This is a genomic window from Pseudomonas batumici (genome assembly GCF_036585405.1).
GTDB classification, from domain to species: Bacteria; Pseudomonadota; Gammaproteobacteria; order Pseudomonadales; family Pseudomonadaceae; genus Aquipseudomonas; species Aquipseudomonas batumici.
Map to the genome: position 1 here is coordinate 20,068 of NZ_CP144470.1, position 21,435 is coordinate 41,502.

Sequence of the window (21,435 nt, forward strand, 5' to 3'; positions counted from 1 at the left end):
TGATCGGTGCTCTGCAATGGTCCTGAATCCTGAATCCAAATACCCGAACCGCCGCACCTATGTGGTGAAGCTGCGTAGCGACGCGACACCGGGGGCCCTTGCGGGGCGCCTCGAAAATCTGGTGACCGGCCATCAGTGCGAGTTTTCCTGCGCTGAAGAACTGTTGGCCTCGATCACTGGCGACCTTGCGTCGATAGCCGCCGAGCGTACAGCGGACACCGCCGGCGAGTGACGCCTCATCCCCCGAAAGAACGCTCGACAGGGCGACCGAATCGCGACGCTTGGCTGACAACTTTGCGCGCTGTGGTCCCTATGCTGGCGTCATCTGGAATTTACCCGAGTCCAATCCGATGTCGCGACTTCACCCCTTTCTTTCGCTGACCCGCCATGCTGGGCAGACGACCCGCCACGTTGCCGATTGCCTGGCCGGCCCTGCCTGGGCGGCGGCGCTTGCAGTGTCGATCGCGCTGGCCTTGACGGGGTGCTCCACCCCCGTCGTCAAGCCTTCGCTGGACCTGCCGGCCCAGTTCGCCGCGGCCACGGCCTCCGAGATGGAGCCCGAGGCCGCGTGGTGGGAGGCTTTCAAGGATCCGGTTTTAACGGATCTGGTACGCCGCGCAATGCGCGAGAACCGCGACATCAAGATCGCCTCCGAGCGCCTGTGCGCCGCGCGTGCCGGCGAGACGATCAGTCGTTCCTGGTTGTTTCCGAGCGTTAGCGGGTCCGCCTCCGGCATCGACCACAGCAGTGGATACGATGCGGCCACCAAGGCAGCCTATCCCGACGTCAAGAGTGGCGGTGTGGGCCTGGACGTTTCCTGGGAGCTTGATCTGAGCGGTCGTCTGCGGGCTGGCGCGAGCGCCGCCCAGGCGCAGGCGCTGGCCGCGGAACACAGCGTGCGCGGTGTGCGCCTGCTGGTGATGAGCGATGTTGCCAGCCACTACTTCACGCTGGTCGGTGCCTTGCGCCAGGTCGATACGCTGCGGGCCATGTCGGCGATGCAGGATGAGACGTTGCGCCTGGTCACCGCACGCCAGCGGGTGGGGCTGGCAACCGCCTTCGACGTAGAGCGTGCGCGGGCCGACGCCGAATCCGCGCGCGCGCAGATTCCGCCACTGGAAACGCTGGCGGCTGTGTCGCGCCATCGCATCGCCGTGCTGATCGGTGACCAGGCCTTCAATGCCGCCGCCATCGTGCCCTCGCACGGCGATGTGCTTGTACCTCAGCCGCAGCCCGGGCAGCCGGCCACGCTGCTGCAGCGTCGACCCGACGTGCTGGAGTTGATGGCGCAACTGGATGCGGCCAACGCGCGCCGCCAGCAGGCCGCTGCCGAATGGTTCCCGCGCCTGTTCCTTGGTGCCTCCTACGGCAACCAGGGGCTGGAGCTGAACGGTGTGGGGCTGGGCGCTGCCCGCTATACCAATGTGGCGGCCCTGCTGACGATGCCGCTGTTCAACGCCGGGCGTACCCGTGCCATCAACGAAGTGGCCGAGAGTGGCCAGCGCGAAGCGCTGCTGCGTACCGAGGACGGCATCGCGCATGCGCTCGAAGACGTGGAGAACTCGCTGGTCGGCCTTTCCCATGAACGCCAGCGCTCGGCCTCGCTGCAGTCGGCTGTCGCGGCGGCGGACTCGGCATTGGGCCGCGCTCAATCGCTCTACGACCGTGGCCAGATCGACCTGTTGCCGCTGCTGGACGCGCACCGCGTGCGTTTGACGATGCGTCTGAACGCCAATGACAGCAACACCCGCCTGCTGCTCGACAGCGTACAGCTTTACAAGGCGCTGGGAGGAGGCTGGCAGGTCTTCGAACCCGCGCCTGCCACCGTAACGGCCGGCGCTGTCCACCCACTTTCCTGAATCCCGTCGCCTACAACGAGGACTTGTCTTGAAGAACTCAATTGCCGCAGTCGGCGTTATCGCCGTTGCCGCGTTACTCTGCGCGTGCAGCCCGGAGCAACCGTCCGTGCAGGCGCCCCGGCCCGTGCGTACCGTCGAACTGCGCTATGAAGGCGCCCACGAAGCCAACCGTTATGTCGGCACCGTGCAGTCGCGCCATGAAGTGAGCCAGGCTTTCCGGGTGGACGGCAAGGTCGTCCAGCGCAAGGTCGAGGTTGGCCAATTCGTGCACGAGGGCGATGTGCTCGCCACGCTCGACGACAGCGACTACCGACTGGCCGTGGAAGCGGCGCGGCAGTCGTGGACCGCCGCTGTCGCGCAGGCCCGTCAGGCTGACTCGGACCACCAGCGCCTGGGCGCACTGAAGGCCGATGGCTCGGTCAGCGTGGCGGACGACGAGCGTGCGCGGACCAGTGCCGAGACCTCCCGGGCGAACGCCGAGGGCGAGGCACGCAAGCTCGAGCTGGCGCGTAACCGACTCAACTACTCGGTGCTGCGCGCTTCGTGGAGCGGTGTGGTCACGGCCGTGCATTTCGAGGTCGGACAGGTTGTGACGCCGGGGGCGGAGGTGGTTTCGATCGCCGACCCTGGCATGCCCGAGATCGTTGTCGATGTGCCGGAGGATCAACTGGCCGCATTCAAGCAGTCAGCCTTCAAGGCTTCGCTGGCCAGCGCGCCGGACAAGACCTTCGAGGTCGGCTTGCGCGAACTGTCGCCGCAAGCGGCGCCGCAGACGCGTACCTACCGCGCGCGGATGAAGCTCCTGAGCGCTCAGCCATTGCCGCTCGGCGCGACCGCCACCTTGCAGGTCGAGCGCAGGATGACGGGGCTCTCGGTGGCGGCGGTGCCGGCCACGGCGCTGACGCAAATCGCCGGACAGCCGGCGCTGTGGGTGGTCACGCCGACGGATAAGGAATCGGTCGGCACCGTCGAGCTGGTGCAGGTGGCGGTGTGGGGCTATCGCAATGACGAGGTGCTCGTCTCCGGCCCGGCGGCTGGTGCGCTTGTCGTGACCGCCGGTGTACAGAAGATGGCGCCTGGCCTGAAAGTGACACTGCCAGGTGCTGTTTCCCATGAAGCGAAGGCAGTGGTTACGCGATGAACAACTTCAACCTCACCGATTGGGCGCTGCGTCACCGCGCCATCGTCCTGTTCCTGCTTCTCATTGTTGCAGTGGCCGGTCTGTTCAGCTTCACCAAGCTTGGCCAGCTCGAAGACCCGAACTTTTCGGTGCCGTCGATGACCGCCGGAGTCGTCTGGCCGGGCGCGACCGCCCAGCAGATACAGGACGAAGTCCTGAACCGCATGGAGAAGAAGTTCGAGCAGATCGACCACTTCGAAAAGGTCGTCACCTTCGCTCGGCAGGGCTACGGCGGGATGACGCTGACCGTGCGCGGCGGCACCTCGAAGGCCGACCAGCGTGAGGCCTGGTATCAGGCACGCAAGAAACTCAACGACTTGCGCCTGGAACTGCCTGACGGTGTGACCGGTCCGGTGGTCAACGACGAATATGGTGACGTGTACGGCCTGATGTATGCGGTCAAGGGCGACGGCATCGATCACGCCGACCTGTCGAATGCGACCGAGGACATCAAGCGCCGTCTGTTGAAGGTGCCGATGGTCAAGAAGGTGGACCTGATCGGCGAGCAGGCCAAGCGCGTCTACGTCGAGTTCTCCCACGAGCGCTTGGCCGCGCTGGGCATCACGCCGCTGGCGATCGCCGAAAGCTTGCGGGCACAGAACGCCCTGCAGGCGGCGGGACAGATCGACACGCAAGGGGATCGCGTTGTCGTGCGAGTGAGTGGCCAGTTTGCCAGCGACGACGATATTCGCAATGTGCCTGTTGCGGCGGGCGGCCGGATGCTCAAGCTGGGCGACTTTGCCACCATCAAGCGCGGTTATGAGGATCCGCCGACCTACACCGTACGCCACAATGGCCAGCCGGTGCTGATGCTCGGTATCTCGATGACCGACGATGGCAACGTCGTCGAGCTGGGTAAGGCGATGGACGTGGAGGTTGCGAAGATCCAGTCCGAGTTGCCCCATGGTGTCGAGCTGGAGCGGGTTGCCGACCAGCCCACCACGGTGAAGGACGCGGTCTGGGACTTCGGGCGTTCGCTTATCGAAGCGCTGGTCATCGTGATTGCCGTCAGCCTGGCAAGCCTGGGCTGGCGTACCGGTCTTGTGGTCGCGACCTCGGTGCCGCTGGTGCTGGGTGGCGTCGCGATATTGATGCTGGCGATGGGCTGGAACCTGGAGCGTATTTCCCTCGGCTCGCTGATTATCGCGCTGGGCCTGCTGGTCGATGATGCGATCATTGCGATCGAGATGATGCTGGTGAAGATGGAGGCGGGCTGGGACCGTGTCAAGGCCGCCTCCTTTTCCTACCAGTCCACCGCCATGCCACGCCTGACCGGTGCGCTGATCACCGTCGCCGGGTTCATGCCGATCGGCCTGTCGAAATCGACCACGGGCGAGTATGCCGGCGGCATCTTCTGGATTGTCGGCGCAGCGGTGGTGTTCTCCTGGATCTGCTCGGGCATCTTCACGCCCTACCTTGCGGTCAAGATGCTGCCCAAGGACTTCGGCAAGCACCAACATGCTGGCGACCCGTATGACACCCGAATGTTCCGCAAGCTGCGGGTGATGATCGACCGGGCCATCCAGCGTCGCTGGACGGTCATCGGCGTGACGCTTGGCGCTCTGGCCCTGGCGCTGATGGGCTTGAAGTTTGTGCCACAACAGTTCTTTCCCAGCAGTTCACGTCCCGAACTGGTCATCGACCTGCGTATGAAGGAAGGCTCCTCTTTCGCGGCGACGGCCGAGCAGGTCAAGCGTATGGAAATGGTGTTGGCCAAGGACGAGGACGTCAAGTTCTATACCGCCTACACCGGGGCCGGCGCGCCGCGCTTCTATCTGGCGCTCAATCCCGAACTGCCCAATCCCGGCTTTGCCCAGTTCGTCGTCATGACGAAGGACCTTGAGGCCCGCGAACGGGTCCGCTCGCGATTGATGGCCTCGGTCGATCAGCAGTTTCCACAGGTCTGGGTGCGTGTTACCCGGCTGGAACTGGGGCCGCCGGTCGGTTTCCCAGTACAGTTTCGCGTTGTTGGCCCCGACACGCAGGTGGTGCGCAAGATCGCTCGTGAAGTGGAGCACGTAGTGAACTCGAATGCGAAGGTACGTGACGTTCAGCTCGACTGGAACGACCCGGTGCGCGCGCTGAAGGTTGAGTTGGATCAGGACAAGGCCCGGGCGTTGGGTCTCACGCCGGCCGACGTGTCGCTGATCACCCAGACGGTGATGAACGGCGCGACCCTGTCGCAACTGCGCGAGCATGAAGACCTGATCGATATTGTCGCCCGTGCCGTCCCCGAGGAGCGCCTGAACCTCGACACGCTTAAGGACATCAACCTGTACACCCGCAATGGAACGGTGGTGCCACTGTCGGAGGTCGCGCAGGTACGCTACGAGCTTGAAGAGCCGGTGCTGTGGCGTCGTAACCGCGACATGGCGATCACCGTTCGGGCCGATGTCAAGGACGGTGAGCAGGGCGTGTCGGTGACGCAGGAAATCCAGCCGATGCTCAAGGACATCGAGGCGACGTTACCTTCGGGCTATCGCATTGACGTGGGTGGCGCGCTGGAGGAGAGCGACAAGGCCAACCACGCGCTGTTGGCGGTGGCCCCGCTGATGCTGCTCACCATCTTGCTGCTGCTGATGCTTCAATTGCAGGACTTCTCACGGATGTTGATGGTGGTGCTGACCGCGCCGCTGGGCCTGATCGGCGTGGTGCCGGCACTATTGGTGTTCCACGCGCCACTGGGGTTCGTCGCGATCCTGGGCATCATCGCCCTCGGCGGCATGATCATGCGCAACTCGGTGATCCTGATTGACCAGGTGCGGATCGAGATCGAAGAAGGGCGCGACCCGTGGAATGCGGTGTTGGACGCCGCAATCCATCGAACCCGTCCGGTGATCCTGACGGCGCTGGCCACGGTGCTGGCGATGATCCCGTTGACCCGCAGCGTGTTCTGGGGGCCGATGGCGATCGCGATCATGGGCGGTCTCACCGTGGCCACGCTATTGACCATCTTCTTCGTTCCGGCACTGTACGCGGCCTGGTTCAGGGTGCGTCGGCCTTCGGCGGGCTCTGCCGTGGTTTCTCAAGGAGAACCTTTTGCAGCAGCACTTCCAGCGGATGACGCAGTTGCCGGTCAGCCAGACGCTTGACCTGACTGCGGCAGGAGTAGCCGGTGGCCAGTGCCTCGCCGTCCTTGTCCAGCTTGGTCGCCCAGGACTGCTCGAAGATGATCCGCGAGTTGTCCTGGTTGCGTGCTTCGTGGCCGTAGGTGCCCGACATGCCGCAGCAACCGGTTGCCTCGGTGACCAGCTTCAGGCCCAGGCGTGCGAACACCTGCTCCCATTGTCGGGTACTGGCCGGCACGTTGGTTTTTTCGGTGCAGTGGGCCATCAGGCGGAAGCTGCCGGATTCGACCGCGGCCTGTTCAGGCAGCACATCCATCAGCCATTCCTGTGGCAGCAGCACTTTCGGACAATCCTCCAGCCCCGGTACCTTCGGGTACTCCTGGCGGTAGACCAGGGTCATGGCCGGATCCAGGCCCACCAGCGGCACGCCGCAATCGGCCAGGGCCTTGAGCTGGCTGGCATTGCGCAGCGCCGCCTTGGCAAAGGCGCCGAGGAAACCTTGCACGTGCAGCGGCTTGCCGTTGGCGCTGTAGGGCGCGAGGAACACCCGATGGCCAAGACGATGGGCCAGGTCGATGAAAGTCGCCAGCAATGGCGTCTCGAAGTAGCGGGTGAAGGCATCCTGGACCAGGACGATGCTGCGCTCACGCTGGGCCGGGGTCAGCTCGCGCAGGGCCGGCACGGAGGCCACGCCGACGCGGCAACGGGTCAGGGTGGATTGCAGGTTGAAGCGGCTGATCAAGGGACTGTCGACCATGCCGACCTGGTCCGACAGCAGCTTGCTGACCCATCTTGAGCCCATTACCGCGTTGTACAGGCCCGGCGCGTACGCCATGTACGGAATGGTGAATTCCAGTGAGCCGATCAGGTAGTCGCGCAGTGGGCGCTGGTAGCGGCCGTGATAGAACTCGAGAAAGCGCGAGCGGAACTCCGGCACGTTGACCTTGATCGGGCACTGCCCCGCGCAGGATTTGCACGCCAGGCAGCCCGCCATGGCCTCATACACTTCGTGGGAAAAGTCCTCGTGCCCTTGCTGGCGCGCGCGATTGTTGCGCAGTCGCGCCGGCAGGCCCTTGAGCCAGGAGGCGGGCTTGCGGGCGGCGGCGAGTACGTCGACGTTGGCCACCCCTTGCAGGCGCAGCCACTCGCGGATCAGTGAAGCGCGGCCTTTGGGGGAGTGCTGGCGCTCGCGGGTGGCTTTCCACGATGGGCACATGGCGTCGTTGGGGTCGTAGTTGTAGCAGGCACCGTTGCCGTTGCAGTGCACGGCGCTGCCGAAGCTTTGCCAGACCCGCTCGTCGATGGTCCGGTCGAAGTCGCCACGCAGGGGCGCCTCGTTGACCTTGATCAGCCCTTCGGCACCGTCTGGAGGGGTGCAGATCTTGCCTGGGTTGAGCTGGTTATGGGGGTCGAAAGCGCCCTTCAGGCGCTGCAGCGCCGGGTACAGCGCGCCGAAGTACTCCGGCACGTATTCCGAGCGCAGGCCCTTGCCGTGCTCACCCCAGAGCAGGCCGCCGTAGCGCCGGGTGAGCGCTGCCACGGCGTCGGAGATCGGCTTGACCAGCGCAGCCTGGGCCGGGTCCTTCATGTCCAGTGCCGGCCGCACGTGCAGCACCCCGGCATCGACATGGCCGAACATGCCGTAGGCCAGGCCATGGCTGTCGAGCAAGGCGCGGAACTCGGTGATGTAGTCGGCCAGTTGCTCCGGCGGCACGGCGGTGTCTTCAACGAAGGGTTGCGGGCGTACCTCGCCCTCGACATTGCCGAGCAGGCCCACCGAGCGCTTGCGCATGGTGTAGACCCGAGTCACCGCCTCGGAGCCTTCGGCCAGCGTGTGGCCCAGGCGTTCAACGCCGGCGTCGGCCTGCAGGTGTGCGACGAACGCCTGCACCCGGGCGTTGACCTCCGCCGGTTCGTCCCCGCAGAACTCCACCAGGTTGATCCCCAGGGTCGGGCGCTCGGCCTCTGCCGGGAAATACTCGGCGACGCTGTGCCAGACGATATCCTTCATCGCCAGCATCAGCACCTTGGAGTCGACGGTCTCGATCGACAGCGGCTTGTGCGCCATCAGTGCATTGGCGTCACGCAGGGCGTCCATGAAGCTGGCGTAGCGAACGTTGACCAGTACGGCGTATTTGGGAATCGGCAGGACGTTGAGCTTGGCCTCGACCACGTAGCCCAGCGATCCCTCGGCGCCGCACAACACGCTGTTGAGGTTGAAGCGGCCCGACTCGTCGCGCAGGTGCGCAAGGTCGTAGCCCGTCAGGCAGCGATTGAGCTTGGGAAAGGTGCTTTCGATCAGCTCGGCCTGGGTTTCCTGGATATGGCGCGCCACGCGGTAGACCTCGCCGGCGCGACCGGGCGCGGCGCAGGCCTGTTCGAGGGTGTCGTCATCGATCGGCAGGCTGTGCAGGCGTTCGCCACCGAGCAACACGCTGTGCAGCTCGAGCACATGGTCGCGGGTCTTGCCGTAGGTGCAGCTGCCCTGGCCACTGGCGTCGGTGTTGATCATGCCGCCGACGGTGGCGCGGTTGGAGGTGGACAACTCGGGGGCGAAGAACAGCCCGTGGGGCTTGAGGGCGGCGTTGAGCTGGTCCTTGACCACCCCGGCCTGGACCCGTACCCAGCGTTCCTGGACGTTGATCTCGAGAATCTTGTTCAGGTGCCGCGACAGGTCCACGACGATGCCATCGGTCAGCGACTGGCCGTTGGTGCCGGTGCCGCCGCCGCGCGGAGTCAGCTTGATCTGCTGGAAGCGCGGTTCAGCCATCAGCCGGGCGATGCGCGCCACGTCGTCGGCATCCAGGGGGAATAGGGCGGCCTGGGGCAGGCGTTGGTAGATGGAGTTATCCGTGGCCAGTACGGTACGGGTGCCGTAGTCGGCACTGAGCTGGCCGCGGAAGCCACTGGCACGCAGGGCATCGAGGAACTCGGGGTAGTGGGCGGCAGGCGGCTGGGTCGGCAGTTGGGCGATCATCGGAGGATGGCCTCTTTATCGGCTGATTCACGGAAAACGTGTCGCTGCGGCATGAGTGCCTCAGACACGGGATGACGAATGAGCCAATGTTCCTGTACCTTCCCGTCAGGGGCAAACGGATAATCCTGCCGCTATCAATGACTTTTATGAATGAATTACCGCCACCTGACGCCCTCGATGTCGTTGCTGCTGGCCTTCGAGGCCGCCGCCCGGCATGAAAGCTACACCCGTGCCGCCGCCGAACTGTCCTTGACCCAGAGCGCCGTCAGTCGCCAGGTCCAGGCGCTTGAGCAGCAGTTGGGGCTCACCTTGTTCCGCCGCGAAGGGCGCCAGGTGCAATTGACCGACGTCGGCCGCCTGTACCAGCGCGATGTGAGCGAGGCACTCGGGCGCATCCGCAGCGCCACGCTGCAGGCTCTGGCCTACCAGTCCGGGGTCGGGACCTTGCGCCTGGCGACCTTGCCCACCTTCGGCTCGAAATGGCTGCTGCCGCGCCTGCATGCGTTCTATGGCGCCCACCCCGGCATGCTGGTGCATATCCATTCGCGTATCGAAGCCATCGACTTCGACACCAGCGAGATCGACGCCGCCATCGGCGTGGCCAACCACAATCTGCCGGGGCTGATCTGCCACCGTCTGCATGCCGAGGAACTGGTGGTGATCCTATCGCCAGACGCCGCCCGGGAACATGCGCACTGGAGCCCTGTACGGCTCAGCGAGCAGGTATTGCTGAACGTCGCCAACAACCCTCACGCCTGGGGCGAATGGTTTTCTCACCACGACCTGCCACACCGGGCGATGCGCCTGGGCCCCAGCTTCGAGTTGACGTCACACTTGATCCAGGCCGTGCGCGCCGGCATCGGCATCGGCCTGGTGCCACGCATCCTGGTGCAGGACGAATTGAACAGTGGCGAGCTGTTCAGTCCCGGTCATCCCTTCGCGAGCCAGCGCAGTTACTATCTGATCTACCCGCCACGCAACGAGACACTGCCCTCGCTACGGGCGTTCCGCAATTGGTTGCTGGAGCAGATTTGAAACGGAGGAGGCCGGCGCTGCACCGGCCATGAGGGCTTAAATAGCTGCGGATCGGCGTGGTCGACGGCACTCACACCTGTGCCCATCGCCACTGGCCCGATCCGAGCTTTCAGCGGTCAGTTGTCAGGAAGGAAATGCACCTTGCGTCCGCCTTTCCAGGTTTCGCAGACCTGGATCTCGCGGATCTTGGTCGCCGGGACTTTCTCATCGAGCGGGTTCTGCGCAAGAATCACGAAGTCGGCGAAGTGACCGTCTTGCAACGAGCCGGTCCACTGATCGGCATGGCATTGCCAGGCGGCGTCATAGGTAATGGCCTTGAGCGCCTCTTGCCGTGTCAGACACTGGCTTTCATTGAGCACCGGTTGCAAACGCGCATCCTTCACGAACTTGCCGTCCTTGCCACGTATGCCTTCCATCTTGCGGGTCACGGCCTGCTCCATCGAGCGCAACGGGCCCAGTGGCGTGACCGAGCAATCGCTGTGCAACGATATGCGCATCCCCCTGTCCAGGGCGTCCTTGCACAGGTCGAGCATGTCGGTGGCCTTGTCCTCGAAAATGGCCTTTTCGAATACATAACCCCAGTAGCCGACGTGACCGATCAGGAAGCTGGGAGAAATGCCCAGGTTTTGCAATTGATCGAGGGTTTCCTTTGTCAGCAGCGAGCAGTGTTCGATGCGATGCCGCTTCTCCAGGCCACTTTGCTTGCCCAGTGCGTTGGCGTAGGCGTCGAGCGTGAACTGAATGGCCCGGTCGCCGTTGGCGTGAATCATCAGCGGCCATCCCGTGGCGACAGCCTTCTCCAGGGTTGTCTTGTACGCATCGGGAAGGGTGTCCGGGGTCTTGTTGTCAGCATCACAGAAGTTGAAGTTGCCCAGTGGAGGCGTTGTTTCGCAGCAGTATGGCTGGGCCTGATAGCCCGTCAGCCCCTGATTTGAACCATCCGAGATCAATTTGACCCCGCCCTGGTAGAAGTGCCTGGCGGCTTCCTTGGTCACCGGATGGTACGGCGGCAGATCGCTGAAGTCCTTTCCGTTGTACGCCGCCGCAAAGCCGATCCGCAGATTGCGCGGGTGCGTCAGGCCATAGATATCCAGTATCGCCTTGGACGGCGAATCCATCATGGCGTCGTACACCAAGGTGACGCCACGTTTGGAGGCCTGATCGAAAAAATTCTTTATGTACTTGAAGATGTTGACCAGATCCATGGCCTGCGCGAGCGGAATCGACTGGATGGCGGTCATGACACCGGTCTGTTCCTGCAGGGTGCCGCCGGTCTTGACGATGAACTCCTGGAGGGTCCGATATTGCGTTCGCAACGCCTGGCTGAGTTTATTGTTGTGGTCGTACACGGCCTTGCACGCGGCGGTGTTCAGGTAGACGGTGTGCATGGACGCGCTCATCATCAGCAACGGGTTTTTGCTGACGATGCTGTCCAGGTTGCCGATGTTAGCCTCAGTCGGATTGAAGTTGATGTCGCATTTAAAGGTTGTCAGCTGGTTTTGCCCGCCGGGGTTGAGCGTAAACGGCATCAGCGCCGGATCGACCATGTGTCCCAGAATCCACGTCGAATCGTCATGAGGCAGGTTATCGCCGATGGTCGTCTTCAGATAATTCCAGTCATAGATTTCACGCAACTGCTGCGTCTTCTCATCGATGGCCCCCAGATCCAGCCAGCCCTGCATGACGCTGGACTGCACGATGTGAATGTGTGGCTCGATCAGGCCTGGCAACAGGGTTTTGCCCTTCAGCGGATACATCGTGTAGGCAATGCCCTTGGCCCGCATGCGGGCCTGGACGTCGGCGAGGGTGCCCGAAGCGACCACATCACCGCCATGGATGCCCAGGGCTTCGACCCGTTCATCCACGTTGCCGTTTTTGAGGGGGTAGATGATGCCGTCGGTGAAGATGAGCGATTCGCTGCCGGGCTCCGGTAATTGGCTCGCCACCTGGTTCGCCAGGGCTTTCAGGTCGATGGTGTGTTTGAGTGCATTCCATACCGGGTTTTCGCAGCCGCAATGGGTGCAGTTATGACCATTTCCATTTGATCCCATGTTGCATTCCTCAGGTTTTCGGTGGTTTGAGGGGCGCGCACTCGACGTGCGAGAGCAAGCGTAGCAGGCACTTCTGGGATAGGAGGCAAGAGGCACCATTCTCCTCAACACTCACGCAAGGCGTCGGCCCTGCGTGATCGGATTCGGCCATGGAGCAATCAGATCGGGTCGAAACCCAGCGCAGCCCGAAAGCGATTCTTGATGAAGTGACCATCACGCGGTGGCAGCACCCGTGGTGGGTTCTGCGCCTTGATCTTGATCGTTGCGAGCTTGACGCCGTCGCGCGTTGCGAAGCGCTCGCGCAGGTTGTGCACGCCGTCCATGTCACGGATTTCGTCGGTCCAGCTGAAGCCGCAGGTCTTCGCGACTTGATCGAGCTGGATGCCGAAGCCTGCATGGCTGACCTGCATGCCGGTCTCACCGAAGTGGCCGTTGTCGAGCACGGCGATGGCCAGGTTGGCGGGCTTCTGCAGCGCGACGGTGGCCAGGGCACCAAAGCCCATCAGCAGTTCACCGTCACCGGTGACCACCACCACCGACTTGTCCGGCTGCGCATTGGCCAAGCCCAGGCCGACGGTGATCGCACTGCCCATGGCGGCCCAGAGGTAGTAGTTCAGATCATTGTCACCGGCGGCCATGACGTCGTAGGACGCCGAGCCCAGGCCGGTCACCACCAGCACGTCCTTGCGGTCGGCCAGCAAGGTCTTGACCACTTCGCGGCGGCACAGGGTGTGGTTGGCGCTTACTTGACCCATTTCTTTTCTCCAATCAGACGCTGACCGAGCAGCAGGGCACAGGAAGAATCACCGTTGAAGGCCATGGTTGCCGCGCCGTGTAGCAGTGGGGCGACATCCTTCGGATCGTCCGCGCGCCAGGTCATGACCTTCATCAGGTTCAGGGAGGCTTCGGTGGCCTGGCCCATGGGGTTCTGCCAGGCGTTGAATTCGGCCCAGTCACCCCGCATGGTGACCACCATCAACAGCGGGAAGCCCGCGCAGACCTGAAGCGCCAGGGTGTTGATGCAGTTACCCACGCCGCTGGACTGCATCAAGAGGGCGCCGCGCTCACCACCCAGCCATGCGCCGGCGAGGTAGCCGATGCCTTCTTCTTCGGTGGTGAGGACGACGGCCTTGATGTCCGGGTCCGCATACGACAGGCGGATGGCCGCCGAGTGGCCTGCATCCGGTACGAAGACCACGTGTTTGACGTCGTGGGCCTTGAGCACGCGGAACACGTCCTCTTGCCAATCCTGCCCCGTGGTTTGTTCAGCTTCTGTTGACATGCCAGTCTCCCAGGCGTGTTGCTTTGTGTTTCCACACATTCTGGGAGTGCTGGAACCGAACGACGACTACCGTTTTTGTCTTTGAGATATGCCAGTTTTCTATAGCTGGGCGCGATGCTCAGGACTTGCGTTGCAAGGTGTGATAGCCCAGCACCGACCTGGCTTCCCTGAGGGATTTTCCTTCAGCGAGCAAGGCACGGATATTAGCTTCCACCGCTTCGATGGCGCGTGCAGACGCCGCCACTTCATGGGCTCGATCCCGGGGTACGATGACCACGCCGTTGGCATCGGCGACCACGATGTCCCTGGCGCAGACGCGGGCTTGGCCGATGGAGACCGGCTGATTGACCGACTCCACTTCGACCCGGTCCTTGCCGGTGCGCATGAATCGGCCTTTGCTGAACAGCGGGTAGCCGTCACCGAGTGCCTTGCTGACATCCCGGCAGACACCGTCGATCACGGTCGCCGCAATCCGCTTGCTCCCGGCATATTGGGTCATGATGTCACCCCAGACGGTGCAGTCGGTGCGTCCGTCGTTGTCAATGACCACCACATCGCCTTCGGCCACATCGTCGATGAAATCGCCGACCGTCCCGGGCGGGCAACTGGCGGTGACGTAGCGTACGGTGAAGGCCGGGCCAACCACCACTTGGCGATAGTTGTCCAGGGGCATGACGCCCAGGCACTGGCCAGGCAGGCCAAGTTTGTCCAGGGCATCGGACACGCCTGGTGTATCCAGGCCTTCAAACAGCGCAACCAATTCTTGGTCTTGGGGGGACATGTATAACTCCTCGCAGTGATGACAGAATCGTTCATACAGAAGCCGCTCAAACGAGCGGCTCGGTTTTATCTTGGATGCGGTTCAACCGGCTGTGCTGGATCTCGCCCGAGGTTCGGAGATGGTCAGCAAGAGGATGAAACTCATGAAGGAGCCGATCGCCAGCCAGGCAAACACATAGCTCCAGCCATAGTTGTCCAGTAGCAGGCCAGTAATGAAAGGCGTGGCCGCGGCGCCTGACTGACCGATCATGTTCACGATGGCGTTGGAGATGGGGAACGTCTTTTTGCTGGCCAACCCCATCGGGTAGACCATGTAGGAAGAGAAGCCCAGGCTGAGGACGACGCCGGTCAGCATGAGCAACAACCCGTAGGGCAGCGGTTCGGCAGGCGAATTGATCAGCAGGTACATCATCACCGATGTGCCCAGCGCAGACAGCAGCATGCCGGGTTTGCGCCGACCACCCAGCAGCCGGTCCGAGCAGAATCCGCCGATCAGGTTGCCGAGTACCGCCCCCACCCATGGCGCTGCCGACACCAGGCCCATGTTCATGATCGAGAATTGTTTGACCGTCATCAGGTAGGTGGGAATCCAGGCCAGCAACACGCTGGATACGCCCAGTTGGAAGCAGTAGCTGATGGCGCAGCCCCAGATGTTCCAGGATGTGAACACCTGCTTGTTGGTTTCCAGGGGCGTTTCATGGCGAGCCCGTATGACGCGATCAAGTTTTTCCATCCAGGCTGAGGTTTTCTGGGGGCGCGTTTGCTGAGCTGTCTGAGTGTTGCCGGTTGCTTCGGTGATGTAGTTGAGCTCGGCTTCGTTGACGAACCGGCTGCGGGAGGGATGGTCGGTGACGACGAAGTACCAGACCAGCGCGAGTACGATGCCGGGCACGGCGAAAAAGTAGAAGATTTCCCGCCAGCCCCAGACCGAAATGATCACGGCGCAGAGTGGCGGTACGATCACCGGCCCGAACTTGACGGCGGACAGGAAGATCCCGGAAGCCGTGCCCTTTTCTCGTGGGGGAAACCAATGGTTGATGGTCGTGGTCATGCTGATCGGCAGTGGACCTTCAGCGACGCCAAGGCCCAGGCGATAGAGTTTAAGGGCGAGCAGCGAGCCGGCCGTACCCACCAGGCCGGTCAGCAATGAGGTCAGTACCATGGCGCCAGGCAAGATCCGGCTGACGCCGAAGCGACCGAAGGCAAAGCCAGACGGAATTTGTACCAAGGCATAAGCCAGCAGAAACAAGCTCATCAAACCACCGGCCTCGGTGTTGCTCATTTCGAACTCTTTACGAATGAACGGGAGTGCAACACCCAGATTGGCCCGGTCGGCGGCAGCAATGGTGTAGATCAGAAAAATGAGGGCCGCAACCACCCAGCGGTAATTGCTGCGCACAGCAGGTTTGATGACTTCGGGCATGGACATGGGGGTAGACCTTATTTTTTATCGGTGTTGTCCGGGCAAATTAATGAGTGTGAATCTGCAAAAAAAGCGACAAATACTCCTGCCAACAAATCACTTTTATTGATGGGAATGTCCCATTGATTGCACGCTACCGCAGAGAGAGGAGGGTAATAAGCCGTCAAGCAGGCCTAGCTGATATGCCCAAATTCTATGGCTGGGCGCGCAGCACCGGCGGGCTGGGGGATACAGCCGGCCCGAAGGGCGCCAGGCCTCACGGCACGTGGTGTGCGGGGCATTCCACGGCTCATGAATGCGTTTACACTGATATCACTTTCGGCGCAGATCGCGCCGTGCCCGATGCTGACTGGCCCGGTAATGGATGTCGTTCAACTCAAAACCTTGATTCATGTGGCCGAGCTGGGCAGTCTCAGCAAGGCCTCGGATCGTCTTCACATTGCGCAACCAGCGCTCAGCCGGCAAATCAGAATGTTGGAGAAAGAGCTCGGTGCCTACCTGTTCGAACGGCACGGGCGCGGGATGGAAATTACCGATGTCGGCCGGGAGGTACTGGCTCACGCGACTCGAATCATGGAGGAAATGGAATCGATTCGAAGTTCGGTGGTCGGCGGCAGATCGTCTTTTCGCGGAACGGTCGTCATCGGTACAACGCCGACAGTCGCCCAGATCGTCACCGTGCCGCTGGTGCGCAAGATCCGCGACGCACATCCCAATCTGGCGGTCAGGTTTTCCTCGGCCTTCAGCGGCCACTTGCTCGATTGGGTTCAGCGCGGTGAATTGGAGCTGGCCATTTCCTACGACCCTCAACCGCTGCACACGCTTCGAATTGTGCCGGTGATGATGGAGAACCTGCTGCTGGTGGGGCCCGCCAGTGCCAACTTGCGCATGGATACACCGGTAGCCTTCGAGTCTCTGGCCGAGCAGCAACTGATATTGCCCAGTGCTCGCCACGGTCTTCGCTTAATCATGGACAACTGTGCGCGTGACGTCGGGATCAAGCTCAAGACCCGTATTGAAGCTGATTCGTTCAGCGCGATGATCGATCTGGTTCGCAATGGTTTCGGTTTGACGGCCTTGCCGCTGGCGTCGATCTACTCACAGGTCGAAGCCGGTGTGCTGTGCGCGGCACCTTTGGTGGATCCCGTGCCCATGCGCAAACTGGTTCAGGCTTTTCCGGCGGACAGGCGAGTCAGTCCGGCGGCCAGGTTCGTCGGGGATGCCTTTATCGAAATTGCCGCCGATCTGGTCAAGCGCGGGATCTGGGCCGGATACATGCTTTGACCGAAATACGGGCTTGAGGGCAACGACGAAAGGACATTGCGCAGGTGAGGGGGGAAGCCGATCATGGGGCGAGTCAGTCAACTGTTCATGCGCGTTGTACCACAACGCATGGCGACCACCCGACAACCGGAGTCCGATCATGAATGAACAAACCTGCGCCTGCCCACACTGCAACTGCAAGCTTGGCGAGCACGCGGTCGTGCGTCATGGCAAGCACTACTGCTGCCAGGCCTGCGCCGAACATCACCCGCATGGCGAACCTTGCACGGCTTCTGCCAACTGCCACTGCGCGGACAAGCCCAAGTAGAAGTTAAAGCGCTTGCAGGTGCCCCGACGTCGACTGCAGATCAGACGTAAAGTGGGCTGGGATATCAGCGCGGAACCGGACTTGATATCGGTCGAAAATCGTTGCTTTCGGCAAATGCATTGCACGTGTCGAATAGCAACGTTCCAGCCCGGCTGCGCGAGTGCGTCGCCGGTGACGCCATGAAAGCCTCCTCCCGAATACGACACGAGCGCACAGAGACGCTCCAGTGTCAGATCCTGCGCGGCCGGATGTCCCCGGCGCGTCACGCTCGTTTCTGAGACCTACACTGGATGAGGGACAACGATATCCAGCTCAGCGGCTCTGCCTGGTTTACCACCGGCCAACGCCAGGGCAGGAGAGGGCGCTATGCAGATTCGTAGAGTAGTCACCGGTCACGACGGACAGGGCAAGTCGGTGTTTATCAGCGACGCCAGCGCCCCTCGGGCCAAGGATTTCAGTGATATTCCGGGCTATGGTTTCAGCCAGGTCTGGTGCAGTGAGGCGGCGCTCGATGGCGATCAGAGCACGCAGGGCGGTTCGTTGTTGCCGGGTGCCGGCGGCTCCTCCTTGCTGATGGTCAGCTTCCCGCCGGATTCGGTGATGGCCGCGCCCTTGGATCCGCAACGGGCGTTTGCCGAGATGGTCGAAGCCTTGCCCGGGCTGATCGAGTGCTTCGAACCCGAGGCGCCGGGCATGCACCGCACCCCGACACTCGACTATGTGGTGATTATCGAAGGTGAATTGTGGTTGGAGCTGGATGACGGCGAGGAATGCCTGCTGCGCCGCGGCGAGGTGGTGATCCAGAACGGCACCCGCCATGCCTGGCGCAACAAGTCCGACCAGGTGGCCAAGGCCGTGTTCTTCATGCAGGGACTGGCCGGTTGAGCTTCGGCTTAGGGCTGGCGGCTCCCCTTCGACGCGAGTTCGATCAGTTGCAGTACTTCCTGACAATCCCGTGAACAACAACCCGGTTCCGCGAAGCCGTTCTTCAGGAAACACGGGTGTCATTAGCGCTGCCCTTCAACCACAGACGCAGCTCTGTCTTGAGGAGATCGCCGTAGCTGTTCCTGAGCAGCACGTTGCGCAGGTCTGTCGGGTAGATGAGGGTGTCCCCATAGATGATGGTCTTGATTCCTTCGCCGTCGTAGCGCCGGTGGCGGGCCTGCTCGACCATGCTCGTGAACATGGCGGGGGCGACGAACAGCATGATAGTGCCGAACCCGTTTGCCAGCCCGAACAGTTCATCGGGGTTGAAATCGCGGGATTGCGGGACGACATGGCGCGCGGCCCGGCGCACATGGATCAGGCTGTAGAGACCGGCGCAGTGAGACATCGGCGCTGCGTAGACCACCGCCTCATCGGTGCCGACTGGATCGACATCGGGTGAACAGTACTGTGACATGGCCGTCAGGTTGCCGTGGCTCAGCATCACCCCTTGGGGCCGCTCGGTGGTATCGGGGGTATAGAACAGCCAGGCCAGGTCATCGGTATGGCGCGGACAAGGCGTATCTGGCGGCGAAATGAGCGACGCGAGTGCTCCCATATCCTCTCGATCCAGCTCGTGACAGGCCTGGGGCAGGGCTCCGGGCGCGAACACCTGGCCGCCATCGGTGAAAATCAGCCGGGCTTGCGCGTTATCGATGATCCAGCCGGCCTCGACGGCGTGCAGCTTGCAGTTGATCGGAACTGCCACGGCGCCGGCCCACCAGATGGCGTAGAGCAGCTCGAGGTATTCACAGCAGTTCTTCATGAACAACGCAACCCGGTCGCCGGGGGCAATGCCGTGCTCGTCGATCAGGTAGGCGGCCCGGTGCCGGACCAGGGCGACAAAGGCCTCATAGTTGGCGACTTGCCGCTGCCCCTCGAACAGGGCCGGACGCATCGGGTAGCGAAGGCCGGCTTCGTCCAGCCAGTTGGCGATATTCATGCGCGGCTCCTGTATGCCCGAAAGACCGAGGCAAAGTTGGAACAGAAAATACATGGAGGTATGACACTACCCAGATGACGAAGATCAGCGCCAGTCAGCTATCTATGTAGTTATTTTTCCGATACCAGTGCAGGGTATCGAATAGTGTTTCAGTTACGGGGCGGAACTCGCACCCCAACTCTTTCAGACTTTTGTCATGGCTGAAATGGGTGCGCCCTTGCTCTTGCTCCATGAGTTTGACCGTGGAGGTACTGATGAGCATCGGCTTTTTTGTAATTAGGTAATAGCCTTCATAGATCAAGGCAATGATACGCAGCATGAGCAGTGGCACTTTACGCTCCGGTGCTTTTACGCCACTGACGCGGGACAGCGCCTGGAAAATGCTTTTCATGTCCATATGTCTACCGGCGGCCAGATAACGCTCTCCGGATCTGCCGCGTGTGATGGCCGCTAGTTGATGTTCCGCCACATCCCTGGCGTCTACAACGGAAAAGCTTCCCGGCAGTACCCCGGGTAGTTTCTGTCCAACAAAGTCGAGCAGGAACTGTCCTGACGAGGTGGGGCCGATATCACCGGGGCCAAACATCCAGCCGGGCAAGACCATGGTGATGAACATGTCCGGGTGCTGTGACAGAAAGGCCTGAACTTTTTGCTCGGACAGTATTTTGCTCAAGTAGTAATCGTCAGCCTCCTGTTCACTGCGCGACATGGTTTCATCGATCACTTGATCCCGATTGCCCTTCAACACGGCAATGGAGGAGGTATGGACGGCGCGACGAATGCCCGCGGCATAAGCGGCTTGCAATAATCGCTCGGTTCCAGTCACGTTGGTGTCATGCAGCTTCTGCCAGTGCTTTCCGCCTTTGTAACTGTCGCGGAAATAGGCCGCCGTATGGAACAAGGCATCGCAGCCTTGCAGGGCATGGCTGAAGGCGTCGACATTGAGCATGTCGCCTTCGACCCATTCGACCGGCAGATTGCCGAACTGCTTCTTGGCTTTTTCTACGGAACGAACCAGCGCTTTTACTTTGATCTTTCGTTTTAAAAGCGCATGGACCAGATTATTTCCGAGCAGGCCAGTAGCGCCTGTAACAAAGGCATATTCCATTAAAATCCAGCTCCTGTGAGGGGGCACCTGCTACTGCATCGAGATTGATGTCGCCGACTCGATGCTCTGTCAGGGGTTGGGCGTACCAACGGCGCAATTAAAAACCATTCGGTATCTGAAAATCAATTGGTATTTGAATTGGCGTGAGATCTAGGTTCCTGAGTCTTGCCTAAGACACTGAAATCAAACGGTTTAGTGCCTTGTCGGTAGCGCGTATCCGCCCGGACCAAGCGGTTCAAGGTCGTCGCCATAAATTTTCGCCACTCGTCATCTGGCGCCAGGGATGTCACAAGGTCACCTCAATGACTCGCCATCTTGAGTTCTCCTTCTGCCCCCCAATACATGGCACTCCTTAAAAAATTAAATGTAAAATTATTGAAAATCGCTAGTATCATATAGGGTGATTGGAGCTAGCTTTGTGCTATGAGCGGCCGATTTTTCACATCCAGTTACAGATAGGTGTTTTTGTTTGGCCAAAGGAACCGAAGGCGTGATCAAGAAGAGATTGGGGCGAGAAGAAAGTCAGCAAGTAACCAGAGACAAGTTATTTGATACTGCCACTGACCTTGTGATTAGCAAGGGCTTTCACGCCGCCAGCGTCAACGCGATTTCCGAGGAGGCCGGCTTTTCCAAGGGGGCCTTTTTTTCAAACTTTACAAGTAAGTCGGACTTGCTTCTGCAATTGACCCAGCGGTTCAAGAGGGTTGAGATAGAGCGGTTGAGCACGACCCTGGCTGCTGGGTATTCATCGGAAGAGCTGACCCACGGCTTGAATGCTTATATCGACACACTCAAGAACAATACCAACTGCGCGATTCTTGATGCTGAGCTGCAACTGATTGCCTTGCGCGATGAGGAATTCTCGAAGCATTACTACGATTTGCATCAGGAAAACAGCGAAGCCTTGGGCAAGTTGATTGCCATCATATTCAATCATGCAGGCAAGAAGCCTCCTCTGGCCAATGCCGCTCTTGCAAGGACCTTCACCGCGCTGTCGGAAGGTCTGATACTGCAAGGACACAAAGACCCGGCCTCTGAAATAAAGCTGGTGTTGAACTCGCTCATACAGACAGCAGAGCCTTTATAGCGCGCTGCCATTCTGGTGATGCATACGGTATTCGCATGTCCGAGGCCCAGACCTCGGCCAGGATGCA

General features: G+C 61.3%; 16 protein-coding genes and 1 pseudogene. 9 read left to right on the forward strand and 8 right to left on the reverse strand.

What is annotated here, in order from left to right; all coding sequences use genetic code 11:
- Window positions 1–16 precede the first annotated feature (16 nt).
- From NUH87_RS00085 to NUH87_RS00100, 4 genes are all read left to right on the forward strand, one after another.
- Complete coding sequence (locus NUH87_RS00085; RefSeq protein WP_338524118.1) at window positions 17–232, forward strand: hypothetical protein; 216 nt, start codon at window positions 17–19, stop codon at window positions 230–232.
- 118 nt (window positions 233–350) lie between these two features.
- Window positions 351–1,859 carry a TolC family protein gene (locus tag NUH87_RS00090; protein ID WP_338524119.1) on the forward strand — a complete coding sequence of 503 codons (1,509 nt, stop codon included), beginning with the start codon at window positions 351–353 and terminating at the stop codon, window positions 1,857–1,859.
- Window positions 1,860–1,887: 28 nt separating this feature from the next.
- Entirely contained in the window at window positions 1,888–3,000 is a 1,113-nt protein-coding gene (locus tag NUH87_RS00095; RefSeq protein ID WP_338524120.1) for an efflux RND transporter periplasmic adaptor subunit, read from the forward strand.
- Window positions 2,997–6,131, forward strand: a complete 3,135-nt coding sequence (locus tag NUH87_RS00100) for an efflux RND transporter permease subunit (RefSeq protein ID WP_338524121.1) — start codon at window positions 2,997–2,999, stop codon at window positions 6,129–6,131. Before NUH87_RS00095 ends, NUH87_RS00100 begins: the two co-directional genes overlap by 4 nt.
- Here NUH87_RS00100 and NUH87_RS00105 read toward each other — a convergent pair.
- Window positions 6,025–9,084 carry a D-2-hydroxyglutarate dehydrogenase YdiJ gene (locus NUH87_RS00105; protein WP_338524122.1) on the reverse strand — a complete coding sequence of 1,020 codons (3,060 nt, stop codon included), beginning with the start codon at window positions 9,082–9,084 and terminating at the stop codon, window positions 6,025–6,027. The two genes, NUH87_RS00100 and NUH87_RS00105, sit on opposite strands and share 107 nt — an antisense overlap.
- 150 nt (window positions 9,085–9,234) lie before the next feature.
- Between NUH87_RS00105 and NUH87_RS00110 the strand changes: the two genes are divergently transcribed.
- Window positions 9,235–10,119, forward strand: a complete 885-nt coding sequence (locus NUH87_RS00110; protein ID WP_338524123.1) for a LysR substrate-binding domain-containing protein — start codon at window positions 9,235–9,237, stop codon at window positions 10,117–10,119.
- Between the two features lie 116 nt (window positions 10,120–10,235).
- On the opposite strand, the gene NUH87_RS00115 is transcribed toward NUH87_RS00110, so the two are convergent.
- The 5 genes from NUH87_RS00115 to NUH87_RS00135 form a co-directional block, all read right to left on the reverse strand.
- On the reverse strand, window positions 10,236–12,266 hold the full coding sequence (locus NUH87_RS00115; RefSeq protein WP_338524124.1) for an amidohydrolase: 2,031 nt from the start codon (window positions 12,264–12,266) through the stop codon (window positions 10,236–10,238).
- A 62-nt stretch (window positions 12,267–12,328) separates the two neighbouring features.
- The gene (locus NUH87_RS00120; RefSeq protein WP_338524125.1) at window positions 12,329–12,925 is read right to left on the reverse strand and encodes a thiamine pyrophosphate-dependent enzyme; all 597 of its coding nucleotides are present in this window, start codon (window positions 12,923–12,925) and stop codon (window positions 12,329–12,331) included.
- Complete coding sequence (locus tag NUH87_RS00125) at window positions 12,913–13,452, reverse strand: thiamine pyrophosphate-binding protein (protein WP_338524126.1); 540 nt, start codon at window positions 13,450–13,452, stop codon at window positions 12,913–12,915. The genes NUH87_RS00120 and NUH87_RS00125 overlap by 13 nt, the downstream gene beginning before the upstream one ends.
- 118 nt (window positions 13,453–13,570) lie before the next feature.
- A complete protein-coding gene (locus NUH87_RS00130; RefSeq protein ID WP_338524127.1) occupies window positions 13,571–14,233 on the reverse strand; it encodes an RraA family protein in 663 nt (220 codons plus the stop codon).
- An 81-nt stretch (window positions 14,234–14,314) separates the two neighbouring features.
- A complete protein-coding gene (locus tag NUH87_RS00135) occupies window positions 14,315–15,661 on the reverse strand; it encodes an MFS transporter (protein ID WP_338524128.1) in 1,347 nt (448 codons plus the stop codon).
- Between the two features lie 336 nt (window positions 15,662–15,997).
- Here NUH87_RS00135 and NUH87_RS00140 point away from each other — a divergent pair, with 336 nt between their 5' ends.
- The 3 genes from NUH87_RS00140 to NUH87_RS00150 all read left to right on the forward strand — a co-directional run bounded on the left by NUH87_RS00140 (window position 15,998) and on the right by NUH87_RS00150 (window position 18,131).
- Entirely contained in the window at window positions 15,998–16,939 is a 942-nt protein-coding gene (locus NUH87_RS00140; RefSeq protein WP_338527022.1) for a LysR substrate-binding domain-containing protein, read from the forward strand.
- A 139-nt stretch (window positions 16,940–17,078) separates the two neighbouring features.
- Window positions 17,079–17,246, forward strand: coding sequence for a metallothionein (locus tag NUH87_RS00145; RefSeq protein ID WP_338524129.1), 168 nt, complete (start codon window positions 17,079–17,081; stop codon window positions 17,244–17,246).
- Between the two features lie 366 nt (window positions 17,247–17,612).
- The gene (locus tag NUH87_RS00150) at window positions 17,613–18,131 is read left to right on the forward strand and encodes a cupin domain-containing protein (protein ID WP_338524130.1); all 519 of its coding nucleotides are present in this window, start codon (window positions 17,613–17,615) and stop codon (window positions 18,129–18,131) included.
- 187 nt (window positions 18,132–18,318) lie between these two features.
- Here NUH87_RS00150 and NUH87_RS00155 read toward each other — a convergent pair.
- Window positions 18,319–19,173: pseudogene (locus tag NUH87_RS00155) on the reverse strand (AMP-binding protein); the annotation flags it as partial.
- Window positions 19,174–19,267: 94 nt separating this feature from the next.
- A complete protein-coding gene (locus NUH87_RS00160) occupies window positions 19,268–20,281 on the reverse strand; it encodes an SDR family oxidoreductase (protein ID WP_338524131.1) in 1,014 nt (337 codons plus the stop codon).
- A 490-nt stretch (window positions 20,282–20,771) separates the two neighbouring features.
- On the opposite strand from NUH87_RS00160, the gene NUH87_RS00165 reads away from it, so the two are divergent.
- The gene (locus tag NUH87_RS00165; protein WP_338527025.1) at window positions 20,772–21,368 is read left to right on the forward strand and encodes a TetR/AcrR family transcriptional regulator; all 597 of its coding nucleotides are present in this window, start codon (window positions 20,772–20,774) and stop codon (window positions 21,366–21,368) included.
- Window positions 21,369–21,435 lie beyond the last annotated feature (67 nt).